The sequence below is a fragment of the Streptomyces sp. NPDC088147 genome (assembly GCF_044741565.1).
Classification (GTDB): Bacteria; Actinomycetota; Actinomycetes; order Streptomycetales; family Streptomycetaceae; genus Streptomyces.
In genome coordinates, this window is record NZ_JBIUSY010000011.1 from 9,571 (window position 1) to 33,107 (window position 23,537).

Annotated in this window: 1 protein-coding gene; it reads left to right on the forward strand. The window is 69.6% G+C overall.

Going from position 1 to position 23,537, the window contains the following annotated elements; genetic code table 11:
- The first annotated feature begins 96 nt into the window (after nucleotides 1–96).
- Complete coding sequence (locus ACIOGX_RS33115) at nucleotides 97–23,463, forward strand: non-ribosomal peptide synthase/polyketide synthase (RefSeq protein ID WP_401918334.1); 23,367 nt, start codon at nucleotides 97–99, stop codon at nucleotides 23,461–23,463.
- Nucleotides 23,464–23,537: the final 74 nt, after the last annotated feature.

The window sequence follows — 23,537 nt, forward strand, 5'->3', positions numbered from 1 at the left end:
GACCAACGGGGCCGGGACAGGCCCGAAACCCCGTCGACTGCGCACGCGGTGCTTTTGCCTGCTTGTTTTCATGATGTGGATATGAGGGAGCTTTCCATGGACGCCGCTTCTTCGCGCGAGGCCCGGATCAGTTCGTTGCCGGAGCACGTGCAGGAGAGACTCCGGAGCAGGCTCGCGGGTCGCGCGGGCGGCGGCCGGAACGCCATCGAGTCCGTGGACCGCAGCGGAACGCTCCCTCTGTCGTTCGCTCAGCAGCGGCTCTGGTTCATGACGGAGTATCAGCGGGACTCCACGGAGAACAACTCCGGTCTCAGCCTGCGGCTCACCGGCCCGCTGGACGTCGTCGCGTTCCGGGCGGCGCTCGACGCCGTCGTGGCACGGCACGAGCCGCTGCGCACCACCTTCGCCGCGGAGGAGGGGGTGGCGCGGCAGATCGTACGTCCGGAGGCCGAGCTGCCGTTCCGCTTCGTGGACCTGGCCGACTCGGCGGACCCCGACCGGCTGATCTCCGCGGCGATGGCCGAGCCGTACGACCTGCGCACAGGCCCGCTGGTGCGCGCCCTGCTCGTCCGCGTCGGCGCCGAGGAGTACCGCTTCCTGCTCGCCATGCACCACATCGTCACCGACGGCGCCTCCATGGAGATCATCGTCCGGGAGCTGCGGGCGTACTACGCCGCCGCCCTGCGCGGAGATGCCGGCGCGGCCGGGCTGCCCCCGCTTCCGGTGCAGTACGCCGACTACGCCGCCTGGCAGCGCGGGCGGTTCTCCGGGAGCGCGCTGGACCGCCATGTCGGCTACTGGCGTGAGCGGTTGGACGGCCTGGAGCCGCTGGAACTGCCCACCGACCGCCCCCGTCCGGCGGTCCGCGGCGGCGCCGGCGCCGTCCACGCCTTCACCCTGCCCGCCGACGTCGCCGCGGGCATCCGGAACGTGGGCAGGGAACAGGGAGCCAGCCTCTTCGTCACGCTCACCGCGGTCACCCAATTGCTGATGGCCCGGCACAGCGGCCAGGACGACATCGCGGTCGGCACGGCGGTACCCGGGCGTGAGCGGGCCGAGGTGGAGAACCTCGTCGGATTCTTCATCAATATTCTGGTGCTGCGCTCCCGTATCGACCAGACCCGTTCGTTCACCGAATTCCTCGCCGAGGTACGGGAGACCGTACTGGAGGCATTCGAGCACCAGGACGTTCCCTTCGAACGGCTGGTGGAAATCCTCGCGCCGGAACGCGACACCTCGCGTACACCACTGGTCCAGTCGATGGTGGTGCTCCAGAACACCCCGGCCGAATCCGCCGAATTCGAGGGCGTCCGGGTGGCCCGCGGAACCCTCGCCCGCCAGGAATCCCCGTACGACGTGAGCTGGGAATTCGAGGAGGACGAGGAAGAGCAGCTGCATTGCGCGATCGAATACAGCACCGACCTGTTCGACCCGGCCACCGTCGAACGGCTGGGACGGCATTTCGTTATGCTGGCCCGCGCCCTGGTCACCGCCCCCGACCGGCGACTGGACGAGGCCGAGCTGCTCACCGCCGACGAACTGGCGGGGCTGCTCGCCGACGGCAAGTCGGTCGCGCGGCCCCAGGCAGCCGCCGGCACCATCCCCGCGCGCTTCGCCGAGCAGGCCGACCGCACACCCGACGCGCCCGCGCTGACCTACGGTGACGACGCCGAAACACTGACGTACCGTCAACTCGACGAGCGCGCCAATCGGTTGGCGCACCACCTGATCGACTGCGGTGTCCGCCCGGAGGAGCCGGTCGCGGTCTGCCTGCCGCGTGGCATCGATCTCGTCGTCTCCATCCTGGCCGTGCTCAAGGCGGGCGGAGCGTATCTGCCGCTGGACCCGGCGCTTCCGCGGGACCGCGTGGCGTGGATGCTCGCCGAGAGCGGGGTCCGGGTCGCGGTCACGGTGGACGCGCTCACCGGACCTCTGCCGGACGGCTTCCACGGCACCGTCGTCGCCGTCGACCGTCTGCGCGACCGGATCGCCGCGCTGCCCTCGCGTACGCCGCGGGTGGCCCTGGCCGCGAGCAACACCGCGTACGTCATCTACACCTCCGGCTCCACCGGCCGGCCCAAGGGCGTCCTGGGACTCCACGGCGGCCTGCTCAGCCGCTGGGCGTGGTTCGCCGAGACCTACCCCGAGTGGCGCGAAGCCGTCGTCTGCGCCAAGAGCTCCGTGAGCTTCCTCGACAGCGCGACGGAGATCCTCGGCACCCTGGTGCACGGCGGGCGCATCATCCTCGCCTCCGACGACGAGGCCAAGGACCCCCTGGCGCTGGCCCGGCTGATCGAGCGGCACCGCGTGGAACGGATGACGCTCGTCCCCAGCCTCCTCTCCGTCCTCCTGGACGAGACCGACCCGGCGTCCCTGGCCTCCTGCCGCTGCTGGATCAGCAGCGGCGAGCCCCTCAGCCGCGCGCTCGCCGCCCGCTTCCGCGAGCAGCTGCCGCACGCCCGGCTCCTCAACCTCTACGGCTCCTCCGAGATCAGCGCCGACAGCCTGGTCTGGGAGGCCGACGGCCCGGACGTACGGATCGGCAGGCCCGTCTGGAACAACCAGGTGTACGTCCTCGACGGCCGGCTGCGCCCCGTACCGCGCGGAGTTCCGGGCGAGCTGTACGTGGCCGGAGCCGGGCTCGCGCGTGGCTACGCCAACCGTCCCGACCGTACGGCGGAACGCTTCATCGCCGACCCGTTCGATCCCTCCGGGCGGCTCTTCCGCACCGGCGACCTCGTCCGCTGGACCTCGGACGGCACCCTGGAACACCTCGGCCGCGCCGACGACCAGGTGAAGGTACGCGGCTTCCGTATCGAGCCCGGCGAGATCGAGGCCGCTCTCCGCCGGCACCCCGCGATCAGCGACGCCGCGATCGTCGTACGGGACGACCGCCAGGGCACCGCCCGGCTCGCCGGGTATGTCGTCCCCGCCGAAGGCCACTCCGTACCCGCCGCCCGCGAACTGCGCGACCTCATCCGGCAGAGTCTGCCCGACTACATGGTGCCCGCCGCCTTCGTGCCGATCGACGCGCTTCCCCTGACCTCCAGCGGCAAGCTCGACCGCCGCTCCCTGCCGACCCCCGACTGGGCCGAGTCCGCCGAGTACCTCGCCCCGCGCACCGACACCGAGCGTGCACTCGCCGCCATCTGGACCGAGGTGCTGGATACGGCACAGGTCGGCGCCGAGGACGACTTCTTCGCGCTCGGCGGGCACTCCCTGCTCGCCACCCGGGTGATCAGCCGCATCCGGAGCGGTCTGGGGACGGAACTGACCGTACGTCACCTCTTCGAGGCTCCGCGGCTCGCCGACCTGGCAGCCACTCTCGATGCCCTGGCGGGCGGCACGTCCGGGGCGAATGACTCGGCGCGCGGTGGTGCTGATTCAGCGCCCGGTGGCGACGGTTCGGCCAGCGGTGCCGACGTACAGGGCGGCGACGCGATCGCTCCCGCGTCGAGGGACGGACGGCTGCCGCTCTCCTTCGCCCAGGAACGCCTTTGGTTCCTCGACGACTTCGCCCCCGGCGCCGCCGAGTACAACGTCTGCGGCACCCTCCGGCTGACCGGCGCGCTCGACCTCCCCGCGCTGCGGACCGCCGTCGCCGGACTGGTCGCCCGGCACGAGGCGCTGCGTACCACCTTCGAGACGGTGGACGGGCACGGCACCCAAGTCGTGCACGACACCATGGACGTGGCGGTACGTACGACGGCGCCCGGCACGGACGGCGAACTGGAGGCCGCTCTCCGCGCCGAGGCGGCGGCCCCGTTCGACCTGGCGACGGGGCCGCTGCTGCGGGCGCTGCTGGCCACGACGGCCGAGGACACGCACACCTTGATGCTGACGATGCATCACATCGTGACGGACGGCTGGTCGATGGGCGTCATCACGCGTGAGCTGAGCGCCCTCTACGCCGGCGCGGTACGTGGCGAGGACGCCGGTCTGCGGCCGTTGCCGATTCAGTACCCGGACTACGCGGTGTGGCAGCGCGAGCGGCTGGCGGGCGACACGCTCGACGGCCAACTCGCCTACTGGCGGGGGAAGCTTGAGGGACTGGAGCCGCTGGAGCTGCCGACCGACCGGCAGCGCCCGGCGGTTCGTACCTCGGCGGGTGCCCTGCACCAGTTCGAGGTCCCGGCGGAGCTGACCCGGCTCCTGACGGGAACCGGGCGTGCGCGGGGCGCGAGCCTGTTCATGGTGCTCACGGCGGTGACGCAGCTGCTGCTGGCACGCTACAGCGGACGGACGGACATCGCGCTCGGGACAGGTGTCTCCGGGCGCGAGCGCGCCGAGCTGGAAGACCTCGTCGGATTCTTCGTCAACACCCTCGTGCTGCGGACGACGGTCGACGAGTCCGAGAGCTTCGACCAACTGCTCGATCGCGTCCGTACGACCGTGCTGGACGCCTTCGCCCATCAGGACGTGCCCTTCAGCCGGCTGATCGAGGAGCTGGCTCCCGAGCGCGACACCAGCCGAACCCCCCTCGTACAGGCCATGCTCGTGCTCCAGAACACCCCGCGCGCGGAGTTCGACCTGCCGGGCCTCAGGGCCGAGGCGGTTCCGTCGGTCCGCGAAGCCTCCCAGTTCGACATCACGTTCGCGTTCTCGGAGCAGGACGGAAGGCTGCTCGCGGCGGCCGAATACAGCACGGATTTGTTTGATGCGGTGTCGGTGGAGCGGTTGTGTCGTCATTGGGTTGAGTTGGCTGGTGTGGTGGTGGGTGGTTCGGGTGGTGTGTTGTCGGGTGTGGGGTTGTTGTCGGGTGCTGAGTGGGGGTTGGTGGCTGGTGGTTGGGGTGTGTCGGGGGTGGGTGCGGGTGTGGTGCCGGTGACGTTGCCGGGGTTGGTGGCGTCGCGGGTGGCGGGTGCTGGCGGTGCTGGTGCTGGTGCTGGTGCTGGTGCTGGTGTGGGTGTGGCGGTGGTGTGTGGTGGGGTGTCGTTGTCGTATGGGGAGTTGGGTGTGTGGGTGGAGCGGTTGGCGGGTGTGCTGGTTGGTCGGGGTCTGGGTGTGGAGTCGCGGGTGGGTGTGTGTTTGCCGAGGTCGGTGGAGTGGTTGGTGGCGTTGTTGGCGGTGGTGCGCGTGGGGGGTGTGTATGTGCCGTTGGATCCGGAGTGGCCGGTTGAGCGTATGGAGTTTGTGACGGCGGATTGTGGTGCTGAGCTGGTGATTGATGAGGAGATGTGGGGGGTTCTGGCTGCTGCTTCGGAGGCTGGGTCCGAGTCCGAGTCCGAGCTTGGGACCGTGGCTGTTCCTGTGCCTGTGGGGCCGGTGTCGTTGGATTCGGCGGCGTATGTGATTTATACGTCGGGGTCGACGGGGCGTCCCAAGGGTGTGGTTGTGTCGCATCGGGGTATCGCCGGTTTCACGGCCGCGATGGTGGAGCGGTTCGGGCTGGACAGCGGTTCGCGGGTGTTGCAGTTGGCGTCGGCGGGTTTCGATGCGTCGGTGATGGAGCTGTTGATGGCTCTGGGTGGTGGGGGGACGTTGGTGATTCCTGAGGGTGGTCGGCCGTTGGCCGGGCAGGAGTTGCTGGATGTGTTTGTGGGGGAGCGGATTACGCATTCGTTGGTGCCGCCGACGGTGCTGGGCAGTGTGCCGGCCGGTGAGCTGCCTGATCTGCGGGTGCTGGTGACGGGCGGCGAGGCGCTGGGAAGCGAACTGGTGGGTCGGTGGTCCGCGGGCCGCGCGATGTTCAACGCGTACGGTCCGACGGAAGTGACCGTCGCGGCGTCGGTCAGCGGACGGCTGGACCCCGGAACCGGTACTCCGCCGATCGGGGTGCCGGTCGCGGACGCGCGGGTGTGGGTGCTGGACAAGTGGCTGCGGCCGGTGCCGGTCGGCGTACCCGGCGAACTGTATGTGGCGGGGCCGGGGTTGGCGCGTGGGTATCTCGGGCGTTCTGGGTTGACGTCGGAGCGGTTTGTGGCGGATCCGTTTGGTTCGGGTGGGCGGTTGTATCGCACGGGTGATGTGGTGCGGTGGCGGGTGGATGGTCAGCTGGAGTATGTGGGGCGTGGCGACGACCAGGTGAAGGTGCGTGGTCTGCGTATCGAGCTGGGTGAGATCGAGGCGGTGCTGTCCCGGCATGGGATGGTGGGACAGGTGTCGGTGATGGTGCGTGAGGACCGTCCCGGCGTGAAGCGGATCGTGGCGTATGTGGTGCCGTCGGAGTCGGATGGTGGGGGTGTCGAGTCGGCGGTGTTGCGGGAGCATGCTGCCGCTGAGCTGCCGGCCTATATGGTGCCGTCGGCCTTCGTGGTGCTGGACGCGCTGCCGGTGAACGCGAGCGGGAAAGTGGACCGCAAGGCCCTGCCCGCACCGTCGGACGAACCCGCCGACGAGTACGCCGCACCGCGCAACGAGACCGAGCGCGTGCTGACAGCCATCTGGACCGACGTTCTCGATGCCGGCCGTGTGGGAATCCACGACAACTTCTTCTCCCTGGGCGGGGATTCGATCCTGAGCATTCAGGTGGTCTCACGGGCCAGGCAGGCGGGGCTGGAACTCTCTTCCCGCGACGTGTTCGCGCGCCAGACCGTGGCCGCTCTCGCCGCTGGTGCCGGAGCGGCCGACACGGGGCAGAGCACGTCGGTGGCGGAGCAGGGCGTGGTGTCGGGCGAGGTGGGACCGACCCCGGTCCGCGACTGGTTCTTCGCCACACACACCACCGACCCCGCCCACTTCAACATGGCCATGGAGTTCGAACTCCCGCCGTCCACCGGTCTGCCCGCGCTCCGGGAGGCCGTACGTGCACTCCTGCTCCACCATGACGCGCTGCGGACGACATTCGCCCAGGACGCGCACGGGCGGTGGTCGGGACGGATCGCCCCCGGCATCGACCTCGACCGCGTACTCACCCTTCACGACCTCACCGACGCGCGGGCGGACCACGAGGACTCGGCCTGGCAGGAACTGAAGGACGCCGCGCAATCCGGGTTCGGCCTGGAAGACGGTCCACTGGTCCGTGTCCTGGTCGGCACACGCGCCGCCGGTCACACCCTGCGGATGATCGTCATCGCCCACCACCTCGTCGTGGACGGGGTGACCTGGCGCATCCTGCTCGAAGACCTCAGGACCGCGTACGCCCGCGCCGCCGCCGGCCGGCCCGCCGAACTCGGCCCCAAGACCGCCTCCGTGCGGCAGTGGGCGGCGCGGCTCGCGGAGCACACGGCGGCGGGCGGCTTCGACGACCAGATCCCGTACTGGACCTCCGTCATGGACGGAGCGCGGACGGGCATCCCCCTCGACCATCCGGGCGGCGCCAACACCGTCGCCGACCAGGCCGTGGTGTCCGGCGAGCTGACACGGGAGGCGACGGAGCAACTCCTCCAGCGGGTCCCGGCCGTCTACCGCACCCAGATCAACGACGCGCTGCTGACCGCGCTGGCGCGCACGCTCCGCACCTGGACCGGTCATGACCGGGTCGCGGTCAATCTGGAGGGCCACGGCCGCGAGGAGCTGTTCGACGACATCGATCTGACCCGTACCGTCGGCTGGTTCACCTCCATCCACCCGGTCGCGCTCGCGCTGCCCGCGGCCGACGACTGGGCTGCCACGATCAAGCAGGTGAAGGAGCAGCTCAGGGCCGTACCCGACCGCGGTATCGGCTACGGCGCGCTGCGCACTCTCAGCGACGCGACAGCACACCACGCGGACCCGCTGATCAGCTTCAACTACCTCGGCCGGCTGGACATGGCGGGCAGCGCGGACGACTGGTACCGCTCGGCCGCGCTCAACCCCGGTGGAGAACACAGCGTTCGGGAAGGACGGCCCCACCTCCTCGATGTGACCGCGGGGCTCCTCGACGGCCGGCTGGTGTTCTCGTGGCACTACTCCGCGGGGCTGCACCGAGAGGAGACGGTAAGGGCGCTGGTGGACGACTTCGCCGCCGAACTCTCGGACTTCGTCGCGCACTGCGCGGAACCGGACGCGGGCGGTTGCTCCCCGTCGGACTTCCCGCTCGTGCGGCTCACGCAGGGCGAGGTGGACCGGATCGCGGGTGACGGCCGGGAGATCGAGGACGTCTACCCTCTGACGCCTCTCCAGTCGGGCATGCTCTTCCACGCGCTGGCCGAGCCCGACTCGCCCGCCTATCTGGAGCAGTTCGCCTTCACCCTGGACGGGGTCGACGACCTCGCCCGGCTCGCGAACGCCTGGCAGCGGACCGTGGAACGGTCGGACGCGCTGCGCGTTTCCCTGGCCTGGGAAGCGGTCGGGGAACCGGTGCAGGTGGTGCACCGGCTGGTGACCGTACCCGTGACGAACCTGGACTGGTCGGGCACCGACGAGGCCGGGCAGGAGACCCTGCTCCGTGACTTCCTCCGCGAGGACAGGGCGCGCGGACTCGATCTGACCGCCGCCCCGCTGATGCGGGTCACCCTGGCCCGTACCGCCGACGATGTGGTGCGGGTGGTGTGGACGTTCCACCACCTGCTGCTCGACGGCTGGAGTACGTCCGCGTTCCTCTCCGACGTCCTGGCCGAGTACACGGCGCTCGGCGGGACGGTGGCGGGTGCGGCGGCCCTTCCGGCGAACCGTGGGCCGTTCCGCGAGTACATGCGCTGGCTGGGTGCGCAGGACCACCAGGTGGCCGCCGACTACTGGCGCGGTGTGCTGGCCGGATTCGACGAGCCGGTACCCCTGCCGTACGACCGGGTGCCCGAGCAGGCCCGGCGCGGACAGTCCAGCGAGCGGGTACGGGTGGCGCTGGAGCCCGGCGTGGCAGAAGAGGTGGGCGGTTACGCCCGCCGCCACCGGATCACGGCGAACGCGCTGGTCCAGGGCGCGTGGGCGCTGGTGCTCGCGCAGTACGCGGGGGTGTCCGGTGCCGCCGCGTCCGGTGTCTCGTCGTCGGACACGCCACCGACCGGCGCGGGTGCTTCCGGTGTGGCCGCTTCCGATGTGGTGTTCGGTACGACCGTGTCGGGTCGTCCGGCGGATCTGCCGGGGGCCGAGGACATCCTCGGTCTCTTCATCAACACACTCCCCGTCCGGGTGACTGCCACTCAGGACCAGCCGGTCGCCGACTGGCTGCGGCAGATCCAGGACGGACAGTCGGAGTCGCGCCGCTACGAGTACATGGCGCTGTCCGATATCGAGTCGGACGTGCCGGCCGGTGCGTCGCTCTTCGACAGCCTGGTCGTCTTCGAGAACTACCCGGTGGACGAAGCCGCGGCCGAGCGCCACGGACTGGGCGTCCGCGCGGCCGAGGCCGTGGAGTCGACCAACTACGCGCTGACATTGATCGCGTCGGCGACCGGCGACCGGCTCGACATGACGCTCGCCTACGATCCGGCGCTGTTCGACGCGACCACGGCGGAGCGGCTGTCGGCACAACTCGGACACGCGGTCACCCGTCTCATCGCGCACGCGGACGCCCCCGTCGGGGACATCGACCTGCTGGGCGAGGCCGAACGTGCCGCTGTGGTGGGTGAGTGGAGTGGCGGTCGGATCAGCGAGACCCTGAGGGCCGGGGCCTCCCTGGTCGGGATCTTCGGCGAGCGGGTGGCCGCCGCCCCGGATTCGGTGGCGGTGGAGTGCGGCGACGTCTCGCTGACGTACCGCCAACTCGATTATCAGGCCGACCGGTTGGCACGGACGCTGATCGAGCGGGGCGTCGGTGCGGAGAGCCGTGTCGGACTGCTGCTGGAGCGCTCGGCGGACGTCCTCGTGGCCATGCTGGCGGTGCTGAAGGCGGGCGGGGCGTATGTCCCGCTGCATGGGGCGTACCCGGCGGAGCGACTGCGTCAGGTCGTCGAGCAGAGCGACGCGGTGCTCGTGCTGACCGACCGGGCGGTGGACGAGATCGGTGGGATACCTGCCGTCGCGGTGGATGCGGAGCCGGTGACGGATGTGCGGCTTCCGGCCGTCATTCCGGGGGGTGCGTTGGCGTATGTGATGTTTACGTCGGGTTCGACGGGTGTGCCGAAGGGTGTGGCGGTGACGCATGGGGATGTGGTGGCGTTGGCTGCTGATTCCCGGTGGTCGTCGGGTGTGCATGACAGGGTTTTGTTCCACTCTCCGCATTCGTTTGATGCGGCGACGTATGAGTTGTGGGTGCCGTTGCTGAGTGGTGGCACGGTGGTGGTGGCCGAGGGTGAGCTGAGTGTTCCGGTGGTGCGGGATGCGGTGGCACGTGGGGTGTCGGGGCTGTGGGTGACGGCGGCGCTGTTCGGGGTCCTGGTCGAGGAGGACCCAGGTTGTTTCGCTGGTCTGGGTGAGGTGTGGACGGGTGGGGACGCGGTGCCGGCGGTGGCCGCGGAGCGGATGCTGGCCGCGTGCCCGGGGACGGTGCTGGTCAATGGCTACGGTCCGACGGAGTCCACGACCTTTGCAGTGAGCGGGCCGATTGTGGCGGAGGATGCGGCGGGTGGTTCGGTGCCGCTCGGGCGCGTGATGGACAACACGACCGGTTACGTTCTGGACGGGGCGCTGCGGCCGGTCGGGGTCGGGGTGCCGGGTGAGTTGTATCTCGGTGGTGCGGGTCTGGCGCGCGGCTACCACGGCCGGGCCGGACTCACGGCGGAACGGTTCGTGGCGGGCCCGTTCGGCTCGGGCGAACGGTTGTACCGGACCGGCGATGTGGTGCGCTGGCGCCAGGACGGCCGGCTGGACTTCCTCGGCCGCGGCGACGGACAGGTCAAGATCCGTGGCTTCCGTATCGAACTCGACGAGATCCAGGCCGCGTTGATGAGGTGCCCGGACGTGGGTACGGCCACGGTCGTGGCGCGGGAGGACCGTCCCGGGATCAAGCGGCTGGTGGCGTATGTCGTGGCCGACGGGCAGCTCGATGTCGCGGCGGTACGCGCTCAGGTCGCGGGCGCTCTGCCCGAGTACATGGTGCCGTCGGCGTTCGTGGTGCTGGACGAGCTGCCGCTGACCGTGAACGGAAAGGTCGACCGGCGCGCGCTTCCCGCGCCCGAGTTCGACGCGGCGGCGGAGTACGTCGCACCGCGCACCGAGGCCGAACGCGTCCTGGCCGGGATCTGGGCGGAGGTCCTGGGCGTGGAGCGGGTCGGAATGCACGACGACTTCTTCGAGCTGGGCGGGGACTCCATCTCCAGCCTGAAGGTGGTCTCCCGCCTCCGCGCCGCGCTGGGAGCCGGGTTCTCCCCCCGTGTCCTGTTCGATCACCCGACCGTGGCCGGACTCGCGTCGACGATCCCGGCCGCCGAAGCCGCGCGGGAGACAGAGGAGACGTCGGCCTCCGACGCGATCGTCCCGGTCGCACGCGACGGGCAGCTGCCGATGTCGCTCACTCAGGAACGCCTCTGGTTCCTGGAGAACTTCACCCCCGGCAGTATCGAATACAACATCGTCGGCGCGCTCCGGCTGACCGGAGTCCTCGACCCGGACGCCCTCCGTACGGCCCTCGCCGGGCTGGTGGACCGGCACGAGGCGCTGCGTACGACATTTGACTCGGTTGACGGGCTCGGCGTCCAGGTGGTGCATGCCTCGCTGGACGTACCCGTGCGCGCTGTGACTCTCAGTGACCCCTCGGACCTCGACGCGGCGCTCAGGGAGGAGTCCGTCACCCCCTTCGACCTGCGGACCGGCCCCTTGGTGCGGGTACTGCTGGTACGGATCACGCCGACCGAGCATGTCCTTGTGTTGTCGATGCATCACATCGTGACCGATGGGTGGTCGATGGGTGTGGTGACGCGTGAGTTGAGTGAGTTGTACGCGGCTGCGGTGCGGGGTGTGGAGGCTCGGCTTCCGTTGTTGCCGGTGCAGTATCCGGACTTCGCGGTGTGGCAGCGGGAGAGGCTGTCCGGGGAGGCGTTGGATTCCCAGATCGGTTACTGGCGGCAGCAGTTGGACGGTCTGGAGCCGTTGGAGCTGCCGACGGACCGCCCGCGCCCGCTGGTACGGACCGCCTCCGGGAGCACCCATATCTTCACGGTCCCGGTGGAACTGACGGAACAGCTCGGCTCGCTGGGGCGTACCAGGGGCGCGAGTCTGTTCATGGCGCTGATGGCGGTGACGCAGCTCCTGCTGTCCCGTTACAGCGGCCGGCGCGACATCGCGCTGGGAACGGCGGTGTCGGGCCGGGAGCGCGAGGAACTGGAAGGCCTGGTCGGGTTCTTCGTCAATACGCTCGTTCTGCGGGCACATATCGACGAGTCACAGTCTTTCGATGAGCTGCTGGCAGCGGTCCGCGACACCACGTTGGAGGCGTTCGCGCACCAGGATGTGCCGTTCAGCCGGCTGATCGAGGAGCTGTCCCCGGAGCGGGACACCAGCAGGACGCCGCTCGTACAGGCCATGCTGACCCTCCAGAACACCCCCGGAGGTGCGTTCCACCTCCCCGGCCTCCGTGTCGAGGAATACGAAGTCCCGCGTACGGCAGCGCAGTTCGAGTTCGGCCTGCACTTCCAGGAGAGCGGCGACGGAGGTCTTGTCGGGGTCGCCGAGTTCAATACGGATCTGTTCGATGTGGAGACGGTTGAGCGGTTGTGTGGGCATTGGTTGGTGTTGGCGGAGCGGGTGGTGGCTGAGCCGTCGGTGCCTGTGGTGCGGGTGGGGATGTTGGGTGGGGCTGAGCTGGAGCGGTTGCTGATGGGGTGGGCCGGCCCGGGGGTCGGGGTGGGTGAGCGGTCGGTTGTGGAGTTCGTCCAGGACCGTATCGCCGCGGTTCCTGGGGCGGTTGCGGTGATCGGGGATGGTGGTGTCTCGCTGTCGTATGGCGAGTTGGGTGTGCGGGTGGAGCGTTTGGCGGGGTATTTGGTGGCGTTGGGTGTGGGTGTGGAGTCGCGGGTGGGGGTGTGTCTGCCGAGGTCGGTGGATCTGGTGGTGGCGGTGCTGGGGGTGTTGCGGGCCGGTGGTGCGTATGTGCCGTTGGATCCGGAGTATCCGGCGGACCGGCTGGAGTTCATGAAGGCGGATAGTGGTGTGGAGGTGGTGATCACGGAGGAGGTGTTGGCGCGTTCCCTGGTGGGGGAGGCGGTGGCGGTTCCTGTGGGGCCGGTGTCGTTGTCGTCGGCGGCGTATGTGATCTATACGTCGGGTTCGACGGGCCGGCCGAAGGGTGTCGTCGTTCCGCATGCGGCGATGGCGGGTCTGGTGCGGTGGGCGGTGTCGCTGGGTGAGGATCGTTTCAGGCGGACTCTGTTCTCGACGTCGCTGAACTTCGATGTGTCGGTGTTCGAGCTGTTCGGGACGTTGGCCGCCGGTGGGACGGTGGAGGTGGTCCGGGATGTTCTCGCGCTGACGGAGCGGGAGTCGTGGTCGGGGTCGTTGGTGTCGGCGGTGCCGTCGGCGTTTGCGGGGGTGCTGGGGCAGGAGTCCGCTGTTTCGGCGGAGATGGTGGTGTTGGCGGGTGAGGCGTTTCCCGCTGGTCTGCTGGAGCAGACGCGGCGGGCGATGCCGGGTGCGGTCGTGGCCAACATCTACGGTCCGACCGAGGCCACGGTGTATGCGACGGGCTGGTTCTCCGACACCGATGCGGACTCTGACGGTCCGATGGTGCCGATCGGGCGCCCCGTGGCCGGTAAGGCCACGTACGTACTCGACGCGGGTCTGTCTCCTGCGCCGGTCGGTGTGTGGGGTGAGTTGTACCTCGGCGGCGGCCTCGCGCGTGGCTACCACGGGCGTTCGGGGTTGACGTCGGAGCGGTTCGTGGCGGATCCGTTCCGGTCCGGTGGCCGGTTGTACAGGACCGGGGATGTGGTGCGGTGGCGTGCGGACGGGACTCTGGAGTACGCGGGCCGTGGCGACGATCAGGTCAAGATCCGCGGGTTCCGTATCGAACTCGGCGAGATCGAAAGCGTGTTGGCGTCCCATCCGTCCGTGGCCCAGTCCGTGGTCGTGGCACGGGAGGACCGTCCCGGAGTGAAGCGCCTCGCGGCGTACCTCGTCGCTGAGCAGCGCTCTGTCCCGGACGTGGACGCGCTGCGTGAGCATGTGGCGTCGGCTCTGCCGGAGTACATGGTTCCGGCGGCCTTCGTCGTCCTGGACGCGCTGCCCCTGAACGCCAATGGCAAGCTCGACCGCCGTGCCCTGCCCGCGCCCGAGTTCGAGGCCGCGGGGTCCGCGTACACCGCGCCCCGTACCGAGTCCGAGCGGATTCTCTGCGGCGTGTGGGCGGAGGTCCTGGGGCTGGAGCGGGTCGGGATCGAGGACAACTTCTTCGACCTCGGCGGCGACTCCATCATCAGTCTCCAGGTCGTCTCGCGCGCCCGCCGTGCCGGACTGGCCCTGTCCTCCCGCGACGTCTTCCTCCACCCCACCGTCCTCACCCTCGCCTCGACGGTCCAGGTCTCCGACGACCAGTCCGACATCCTCGCCGAACAGGGCATCCTGTCCGGGCGCGTACCGACGCTGCCCGCACGGGAGTGGTTCTTCGACACCCACCCGGAGGTACCCGAACACTTCAACCTGTCGGTGGCGGTCGCCCTCGCGCCGGACTTCGACGAGCACGCGCTACGGGGGGCCGTCGCGGCCGTACTCGCCCAGCATGACGCCCTCCGGCTCACGTTCGGTGTCGGCGCGGACGGTGGCAAAGACGCCGACTACCGGTCCGCGGTCAGTGTGGACGCCGCTTTCGAGATCCACGACCTGCCGGATCCGCTCGACGCCGACAGGCGCTGGCACGCACTCGTCCTCGACGCCCAGTCCGGGTTCGACCTGGAGAACGGTCCGCTCGTCCGCGTCGTGCTCGGGCGGCAGGGCCCCGGCCCCGGCAGCGCCCGGCTCGCGGTCATCGCGCACCACCTGGTGATGGACGGCGTGTCGCTGCGCGTGCTGATGGAGGACCTGTCCACGGCGTACGAGCGGATCGTGGCCGGCCGACAGCCCGACCTGGGACCCAAGGGCACCTCCGTACGGCAGTGGGCGGTACGGCTCGCCGAACACACCGCGCGCGGTGGCTTCGACGACCAGATCCCCTACTGGCGTACGGTCGCCGACGGAGCGGTCACCCGGCTGCCCGTCGACCACACGGACGGTCACAACAGCGTCGCTTCCCAGCGCGCCGTCTCGGTGGAGCTGACGCCCGAGCAGACGCGGGCCCTGCTTCACGACGTTCCCTCCGTCTACCGCACCCACGCCAATGACGTCCTGCTGGCCGCCCTGGCGCGCACGCTCCGTACGTGGACGGGCCATGACCGGGTCGCGGTCAATCTGGAAGGGCACGGTCGTGAGGAGATCTTCGACGACACCGATCTGACGCGTACCGTCGGCTGGTTCACCTCGATCTACCCCGTCGCCCTCGCGCTGCCGGGAGGCGTCGACGACTGGGCCGCGGCGATCAAACTGGTGAAGGAGCAGCTCCGGGCCGTGCCCGATCGTGGTGTCGGCTATGGAGCGCTGCGCTATCTGGCCGGTGCGCCGGCCGGGGAGCTGGATCCGCGGATCAGCTTCAACTACCACGGGCAGTTCGATGTGGCCGGTGACACCGCCGACGGTCTGCTCCGGGAGGCGCTGCCCGGCGAGGGCGGGGACCACGCACCGGCCGAGCGCCGCCCGCACCTGCTCGATGTCGTCGGCGCCGTCCAGGACGGCCGGCTCGTGTTCTCCTGGATCTACTCCGCCGACACGTACCGGGAGGAGACGGTTCGCGGCGTCGCCGAGGACTTCGCCGCGGAACTGGTGGCGTTCGTCGAACACTGCGCGGAGCCCGGCACGGGAGGCTGCACTCCCGCGGACTTCCCCCTGGTACGGCTCGACCAGACCGAGGTGGACCGGATCGCCGGCGACGGCCGGGATGTGGAGGACATCTATCCGCTGACCCCGTTGCAGTCGGGCATGCTCTTCCACGCGCTGGCCGAGCCCGAGTCCGCCGCCTATCTGGAGCAGCTCGCCTTCACTCTCGAAGGCACCGTCGACCTCGACCGGCTGACCAAGGCGTGGCAGCGGGTCGTGGAGCGCTCGGACGCGCTGCGGGTGTCGCTGGTGTGGGACGACGTCCCGGAGCCGGTGCAGGTGGTGCACCGTCGCGTCAGCCTCCCGGTGCGCAGGATGGACTGGTCCGGTGCCGACGAGGCCGAACAGGCCGCGCTGCTGCGGGACTTCCTCGCCGAAGACCGTGAGCGGGGCATGGACCTGACCGCCGGACCCCTGCTGCGCGTCGCTCTCGCGCGGTTGTCGGACGACGCGGTCCGGGTGGTGTGGACGTTCCATCATCTGCTGCTGGACGGCTGGAGCAACTCGGCGCTGCTGTCGGATGTGATCGCCGAATACGCGGCGCTCGGCGCGGAGGCGGCCCTCGCGCCCACACCAGCACCGGACGCCGCACCGGTGCCCGTACTCGCGGCGGCTCAGGACTCCGACCCGGAGGCCAGGACGTCGTCCGCCGGGGGGCCGCCGCTGTCGCGCGGGCTGTTCGGTGACTACGTGCGCTGGCTGGCGGACCAGGACCAGGACGCCGGCCGCGAGTACTGGCGTGCCGCGCTGGCCGGGTTCGGTGACCCGGTGGCCCTGCCCTTCGACCGGGCACCGGAGCAGGCGCGCGGCGGCGGGTCCAGCGAGCGGATCTCGGTGGACGTGCCGCCCGAGGTCGCCGCACGGGTGACCGGCTTCGTACGGCGTCACCGGCTGACCGTGAACGCGGTGGTGCAGGGCGCGTGGGCGCTGGTGCTGTCGCAGTACGCGGGGGCGTCGGATGTGGTGTTCGGTACGACGGTGTCGGGGCGTCCGGCGGATCTGCCGGGGGCCGAGGACATCCTCGGGCTGTTCATCAACACACTTCCGGTCCGGGTGAACGTGGATTCCGCTCGACCGGTCTCCGGCTGGCTGGGCGACCTCCAGGCCCACATGGCCGAATCACGGCAGTTCGAGTACGTGGCGCTGTCGGACATCGACTCCGGGGTGGCCGCGGGCGCTTCGCTCTTCGACAGCCTGGTGGTGTTCGAGAACTATCCGGTGGACACAGAGGCCGCGGCGCGGCACGGGCTGAGTGTGCGCGGCGTGGAGGCCGTCGAGTCGACGAACTACGCGCTGACGCTGGTGGCTTCCGCCATCGGTGACCAACTGGAGATGACGCTCGCCTACGACGCGGCACTGTTCGACGCGACCACCGCCGAAATGCTGGCCGCGCGGCTGACCAGGGCCGTCACCAGCCTGACCGAGACCGAGGATGCCCCGCTCGGCATGCTGTCCCTGCTGCCCGATGAGGAGTGGCGACGCGTATCGCGTGAGTGGAGCGTCGGCGCTGTCGGCGGCCTTGACGGAGTCGGTCACACGTCCCCGCGGTCCCTGGTGGACGGCTTCGCGGCCCGGGTGTCGGCATCCCCCGACGCGGTGGCACTGGTCTGCGGTGATGTGTCGCTGACCTACGCGCAGCTGGACGCGCGGGCGGTACGGCTGGCACGGGTGCTGGCCGGGCGCGGCGTGGGTATCGAGTCACGGGTGGGACTGCTGCTGGAGCGCTCGGCGGATGTGATCGTCGCGATGCTGGCGGTGCTGAAGGCGGGTGCGGCTTATGTTCCGCTGTTCGCCGGTTATCCCGACGAGCGACTGCGTCAGGTGGTCGGGCAGAGCGGCGCAGCGCTGATCGTGACGGACGGAACGCTGCGGGAACGTGCGGGAATCGCAGGCGTGCCGGTGATCGCGGTGGATGCGGAGCCGGTGGCGGATGTGCGGCTTCCGGCCGTCATTCCGGGGGGTGCGTTGGCGTATGTGATGTTCACGTCGGGTTCGACGGGTGTGCCGAAGGGTGTGGCGGTGACGCATGGGGATGTGGTGGCTCTGGCTGCTGATTCCCGGTGGTTGTCGGGCGCGCATGACAGGGTTTTGTTCCACTCTCCGCATTCGTTTGATGCGGCGACGTATGAGGTGTGGGTGCCGTTGCTGAGTGGTGGCACGGTGGATGTGGCAGACGGCGAGCTGAGTGTTCCGGTGGTGCGGGACGCGGTGGCACGTGGGGTGTCGGGGTTGTGGGTGACGGCGGCGTTGTTCGGGGTGCTGGTGGAGGAGGATGCGGGGTGTTTCGCTGGTCTGGGTGAGGTGTGGACGGGTGGGGATGCGGTGCCGGCGGTGGCGGCGGAGCGGATGCTGGCCGCGTGCCCGGGGACGGTGCTGGTCAATGGCTATGGTCCGACGGAGTCCACGACCTTCGTGGTGAGCGGGCCGATCGTGGCGGAGGATGCGGCGGGTGGTTCGGTGCCGCTCGGGCAGGTGATGGACAACACGACCGGTTACGTCCTGGACGGTGCGCTGCGTCCGGTGGGTGTCGGGGTGCCGGGTGAGTTGTATCTCGGTGGTGCGGGTCTGGCGCGTGGGTATGACGGTCGGACGAGCTTGACGGCGGAGCGGTTTGTTGCGGATCCGTTTGGTTCGGGTGGGCGGTTGTATCGGACGGGTGATGTGGTGCGGTGGCGTCCGGACGGTCGGCTGGACTTCCTGGGCCGTGGTGATGGGCAGGTGAAGGTTCGTGGGTTCCGTATCGAGCTGGGTGAGATCGAGGCGGTGGTGGCGCGTCACGAGAGTGTGGGCGGTGTCGCGGTCCTGGCCCGGGAGGATCGTCCGGGCGTGAAGCGGCTGGTCGCCTACCTCGTACCGTCGTCCGGTGAGCTGGATGCGGCGCTCGTACGGGAGCATGCTGCCGGCCTGTTGCCCGAGTACATGGTGCCGTCGGCGTTCGTGGTGCTGGACGAGCTGCCGCTGACCGTGAACGGAAAGGTCGACCGGCGTGCACTGCCCGCGCCCGAGTTCGACGCCGCGGAGGAGTACGCCGCACCCCGCACCAGCCTTGAGATGGCGTTGGCCGACGTCTGGGCCGAGGTCCTCGGTGTCGAACGGGTCGGCGTCCACGACGACTTCTTCGAACTGGGCGGGGACTCCATCTCCAGCCTGAAGGTGGTCTCGCGGATCCGATCCGTGCTGAAGGCCGGACTGTCGCCCCGGGCACTCTTCGACCATCCCACCATCGCCCGCCTGGCCGAGGAACTTCCCGCCCACGAGGACGCCTCGGACGCGGGTGCGGGGATCGAGCGCGCGGCACGGGACGGCCACCTGCCGCTCTCGTTCGCCCAGGAGCGCCTGTGGTTCCTGGAGAACTTCACTCCCGGCGGGGTGGAGTACAACATCACGGGCGGTCTGCGCCTGACCGGCACACTCGACCTCCCCGCGCTGCGTTCCGCGGTGTCCGGGCTGGTGGACCGGCATGAGGCGCTGCGTACGACGTTCGACTCGGTCGGTGGGCGCGGCGTCCAGGTGGTCCACGCCTCGCTGGACGTACCGGTGCGCACGGTCGTATCCCCGACCCGGGCGGACCTGGACACCGTCCTGCGCACCGAAGCCCTCACGCCGTTCGATCTGCGGACCGGTCCGCTGATGCGCGTGCTGCTCGCGGAGGTGTCGGCGAACGAGTACGTGCTCGTGTTGTCGATGCATCACATCGTGACCGATGGGTGGTCGATGGGTGTGGTGACGCGTGAGTTGAGTGAGTTGTACGCGGCTGCGGTGCGGGGTGAGGAGGCTCGGCTTCCGTTGTTGCCGGTGCAGTATCCGGACTTCGCGGTGTGGCAGCGGGAGAGGCTGTCCGGGGAGGCGCTGGATTCCCAGATCGGTTACTGGCGTGAGCAGTTGGACGGTCTGGAGCCGTTGGAGCTGCCGACGGACCGCCCGCGCCCGCTGGTACGGACATCGACCGGTTCGATGCACACCTTCGAGGTGCCCGCCGACCTCACCGCACGTCTGGTGCGGATCGGTCAGGCAGGCGGGGCGAGTCTGTTCATGGTGCTGACGGCGGTGACGCAGTTGCTGTTGTCGCGGTACAGCGGTCAGCGGGATGTGGCGGTGGGCACGGTCGTCTCGGGGCGTGAGCGTGCGGAGTTGGAGGGCCTGGTGGGGTTCTTCGTCAACACTCTCGTCCTGCGCTCCAGGATCGACCCGGACGCCGGCTTCGCCGATCTGCTCGCCGACGTACGAGCGACGACACTCGACGCGTTCGCGCACCAGGATGTGCCGTTCAGCCGGCTGATCGAGGAGCTGTCCCCGGAGCGGGACACCAGCAGGACGCCGCTCGTACAGGCCCTCGTGGCGCTCCAGAACACGCCGATAGGGGAGTTCGAGCTGCCGGGTCTGCGAGTGACCGATGAGGAGATGCCGCGCGAGGCCGCGCAGTTCGAACTGAGTCTGCACTTCCAGGAGACCGGCGGGGGCGGTGGCCTGGCCGCGGTCGCCGAGTTCAATACGGATCTGTTCGATGTGGAGACGGTTGAGCGGTTGTGTGGGCATTGGTTGGTGTTGGCGGAGCGGGTGGTGGCTGAGCCGTTGGTGCCTGTGGTGCGGGTGGGGATGTTGGGTGGGGCTGAGCTGGAGCGGTTGTTGATGGGGTGGGCCGGTCCGGGGGTCGGGGTGGGTGAGCGGTCGGTTGTGGAGTTGGTTCAGGATCGTATCGCCGCGGTTCCTGGGGCGGTTGCGGTGATCGGGGATGGTGGTGTCTCGCTGTCGTATGGCGAGTTGGGTGTGCGGGTGGAGCGTTTGGCGGGGTATTTGGTGGCGTTGGGTGTGGGTGTGGAGTCGCGGGTGGGGGTGTGTCTGCCGAGGTCGGTGGATCTGGTGGTGGCGGTGTTGGGGGTGTTGCGGGCCGGTGGTGCGTATGTGCCGTTGGATCCGGAGTATCCGGCGGACCGGCTGGAGTTCATGAAGGCGGATAGTGGTGTGGAGGTGGTGATCACGGAGGAGGTGTTGGCGCGTTCCCTGGTGGGGGAGGCGGTGGCGGTTCCTGTGGGGCCGGTGTCGTTGTCGTCGGCGGCGTATGTGATCTATACGTCGGGTTCGACGGGCCGGCCGAAGGGGGTCGTTGTTCCGCATGCGGCGATGGCGGGTCTGGTGCGGTGGGCGGTGGATCTGGGGGAAGAGCGGTTCTCGCGGACTCTGTTCTCGACGTCGCTCAACTTCGATGTGTCGGTGTTCGAGCTGTTCGGGACGTTGGCCGCCGGTGGGACGGTGGAGGTGGTCCGGGATGTCCTCGCGCTGACGGAGCGCGACGCGTGGAGTGGTTCCCTGATTTCCGCGGTGCCGTCGGCGTTTGCGGGGGTGCTGGGGCAGGAGTCCGCTGTTTCGGCGGAGATGGTGGTGTTGGCGGGTGAGGCGTTTCCGGCTGGTCTGCTGGAGCAGACGCGGCGGGCGATGCCGGGTGCGGTCGTGGCCAACATCTACGGTCCGACCGAGGCCACGGTGTATGCGACGGGCTGGTTCTCCGACACCGATGCGGACTCTGACGGTCCGATGGTGCCGATCGGGCGCCCCGTGGCCGGCAAGGCGACGTACGTACTCGACGCGGGTCTGTCTCCTGCGCCGGTGGGTGTGTGGGGTGAGTTGTATCTCGGGGGTGGGCTGGCGCGTGGGTATCACGGGCGTTCGGGGTTGACGTCGGAGCGGTTTGTGGCGGATCCGTTCCGTTCGGGTGGTCGGTTGTACAGGACCGGGGATGTGGTGCGGTGGCGTGCGGACGGGACTCTGGAGTACGCGGGTCGTGGCGACGATCAGGTCAAGATCCGCGGGTTCCGTATCGAGCTGGGTGAGATCGAGAGCGTCCTGTCCTCCCATCCGTCCGTGGCCCAGTCGGTGGTGGTGGCACGGGAGGACCGTCCCGGAGTGAAGCGCCTGGCCGCCTACCTGGTCACTGACGGAGACGAGGCTCCGGACGTGGACGCGCTGCGTGAGCATGTGGCGTCGGCTCTGCCGGAGTACATGGTTCCGGCGGCCTTCGTCGTCCTGGACGCGCTGCCCCTGAACGCCAATGGCAAGCTTGACCGTCGCGCTCTGCCCGCGCCCGAGTTCGCCTCGGCCGACGCGGCTTACGTGGCGCCCCGTACCGAGTCCGAGCGGCTCTTGTGCGGGGTGTGGGCGGAGGTGCTCGGGCTGGAGCGGGTGGGGATCGAGGACAACTTCTTCGACCTCGGCGGCGACTCCATCATCAGCCTCCAGGTCGTCTCGCGCGCCCGCCGTGCCGGACTCGCCCTGTCCTCCCGCGATGTCTTCCTCCACCCCACCATTTCCACCCTCGCCGCCGGTCTCACCGAGGCCGACCAGGGGAGTGACGACGCCGGGCCGGCCCAGCAGGGGATCGTTTCGGGTCCCGTGGCGCCAACTCCCGTACGCGAGTGGTACTTCGACACGCACCCGGTGGCGCCGGAGCACTTCAACATGTCCACCGCGTTCCAGCTTCCCGAGGATGTCGACCTCGACGCACTGCGGATCGCCGTCGGTGCGCTGCTGTCCCAGCACGACGCACTGCGCAGCACGTTCACCCGTACCGACGAAGGAACCTGGACCGGATACATCACGTCGGCCCTGGATGTCGACTCGGTCTTCACCGTGCACGAGTTGGCCGGTGACCTCGGCGGTGCCGCCAATGGCGATGCGGATGCGGATGCGGATGCGGATGGGGACGCGGATGGGGATGGAGATACGGATGCCGGCGCCGATGCCGATGTCGACGCACAATGGCGCGCCCTCGTCGTCCGTACGCAGTCAGGGCTCGACCTCGAACACGGTCCCCTGTTCCGCGTCGTGGTCGGCGTGCCGTGCGGGGACGGTGGCCCGGCCCGCCTGCTGATCACCGCACACCACCTGGTGATCGACGGCGTGTCCTGGCGCATCCTGCTGAGCGACCTCGCCACGGCCTACGACCAGGCCGTGTCGGTCGCCGCGACGGACCTCGGGCCCAAGTCGACCTCCGTACGCGCATGGGCGGACCGGTTCAACACACATGTACGGGAAGGCGGGTTCGGCGAACAGCTGGAGTACTGGCGGTCGGTCACGAGCGCGGCCGATACGCGCCTTCCGCTGGACACACCGGACGGCGGGAACAAGGTCGCTGATCAGGCCGCCGTCATGGCGTATCTCGACGTGGACGACACCCATGCACTGCTGCACCAGGTGCCGGGCCGGTTCCGGACACAGATCAACGATGTGCTGCTGGCAGCCCTCGCGCGCACACTGCGCACCTGGACCGGTCATGACCGCGTCGCGGTCAATCTCGAAGGGCACGGCCGCGAGGAGCTGTTCGACGACATCGACCTGACCCGTACCGTCGGCTGGTTCACGTCCATCTACCCCGTTGCTCTGGAACTGCCGGAGACCGATGACTGGCCGGCCACCATGAGGTCGGTGAAGCGGCAGCTCAGGGCCGTTCCGGACCGAGGTGTCGGCTACGGCGCGCTGCGCTACCTCAGCGGTGAGCTGGCCGGTGACCCGGATCCCCGGATCAGCTTCAACTACCTGGGGCAGTTCGGCATCGGTAGTGCGGGCAGCTCGGCCGGCACGGGCAGCGCGGGTGGGGGCACGGAGGCCGCGGCGGCCGATCGCGGCCTGCTCAGCACCTCGCTGGCCACGGACGGCCAGGAACACGGCCCCCAGCAGGAACGCAATCACCTGATCGATGTCGTCGCCGTCGTGGACGAGGGAAGGTTCGTCGTCACCTGGTTCTACTCCACCGCGGTGCACCGGGAATCAACCGTGACCGCGCTGGCGGAGGACTTCATCGCAGGGCTGCGGAGCGTGAGCCGGGGCTGACGTACGTACGCGCGCCCGCCCCGCACCACACCTACGTGTCGCAGCCGCCGTCCCCCCTTCCCCTCGGTCCCCCC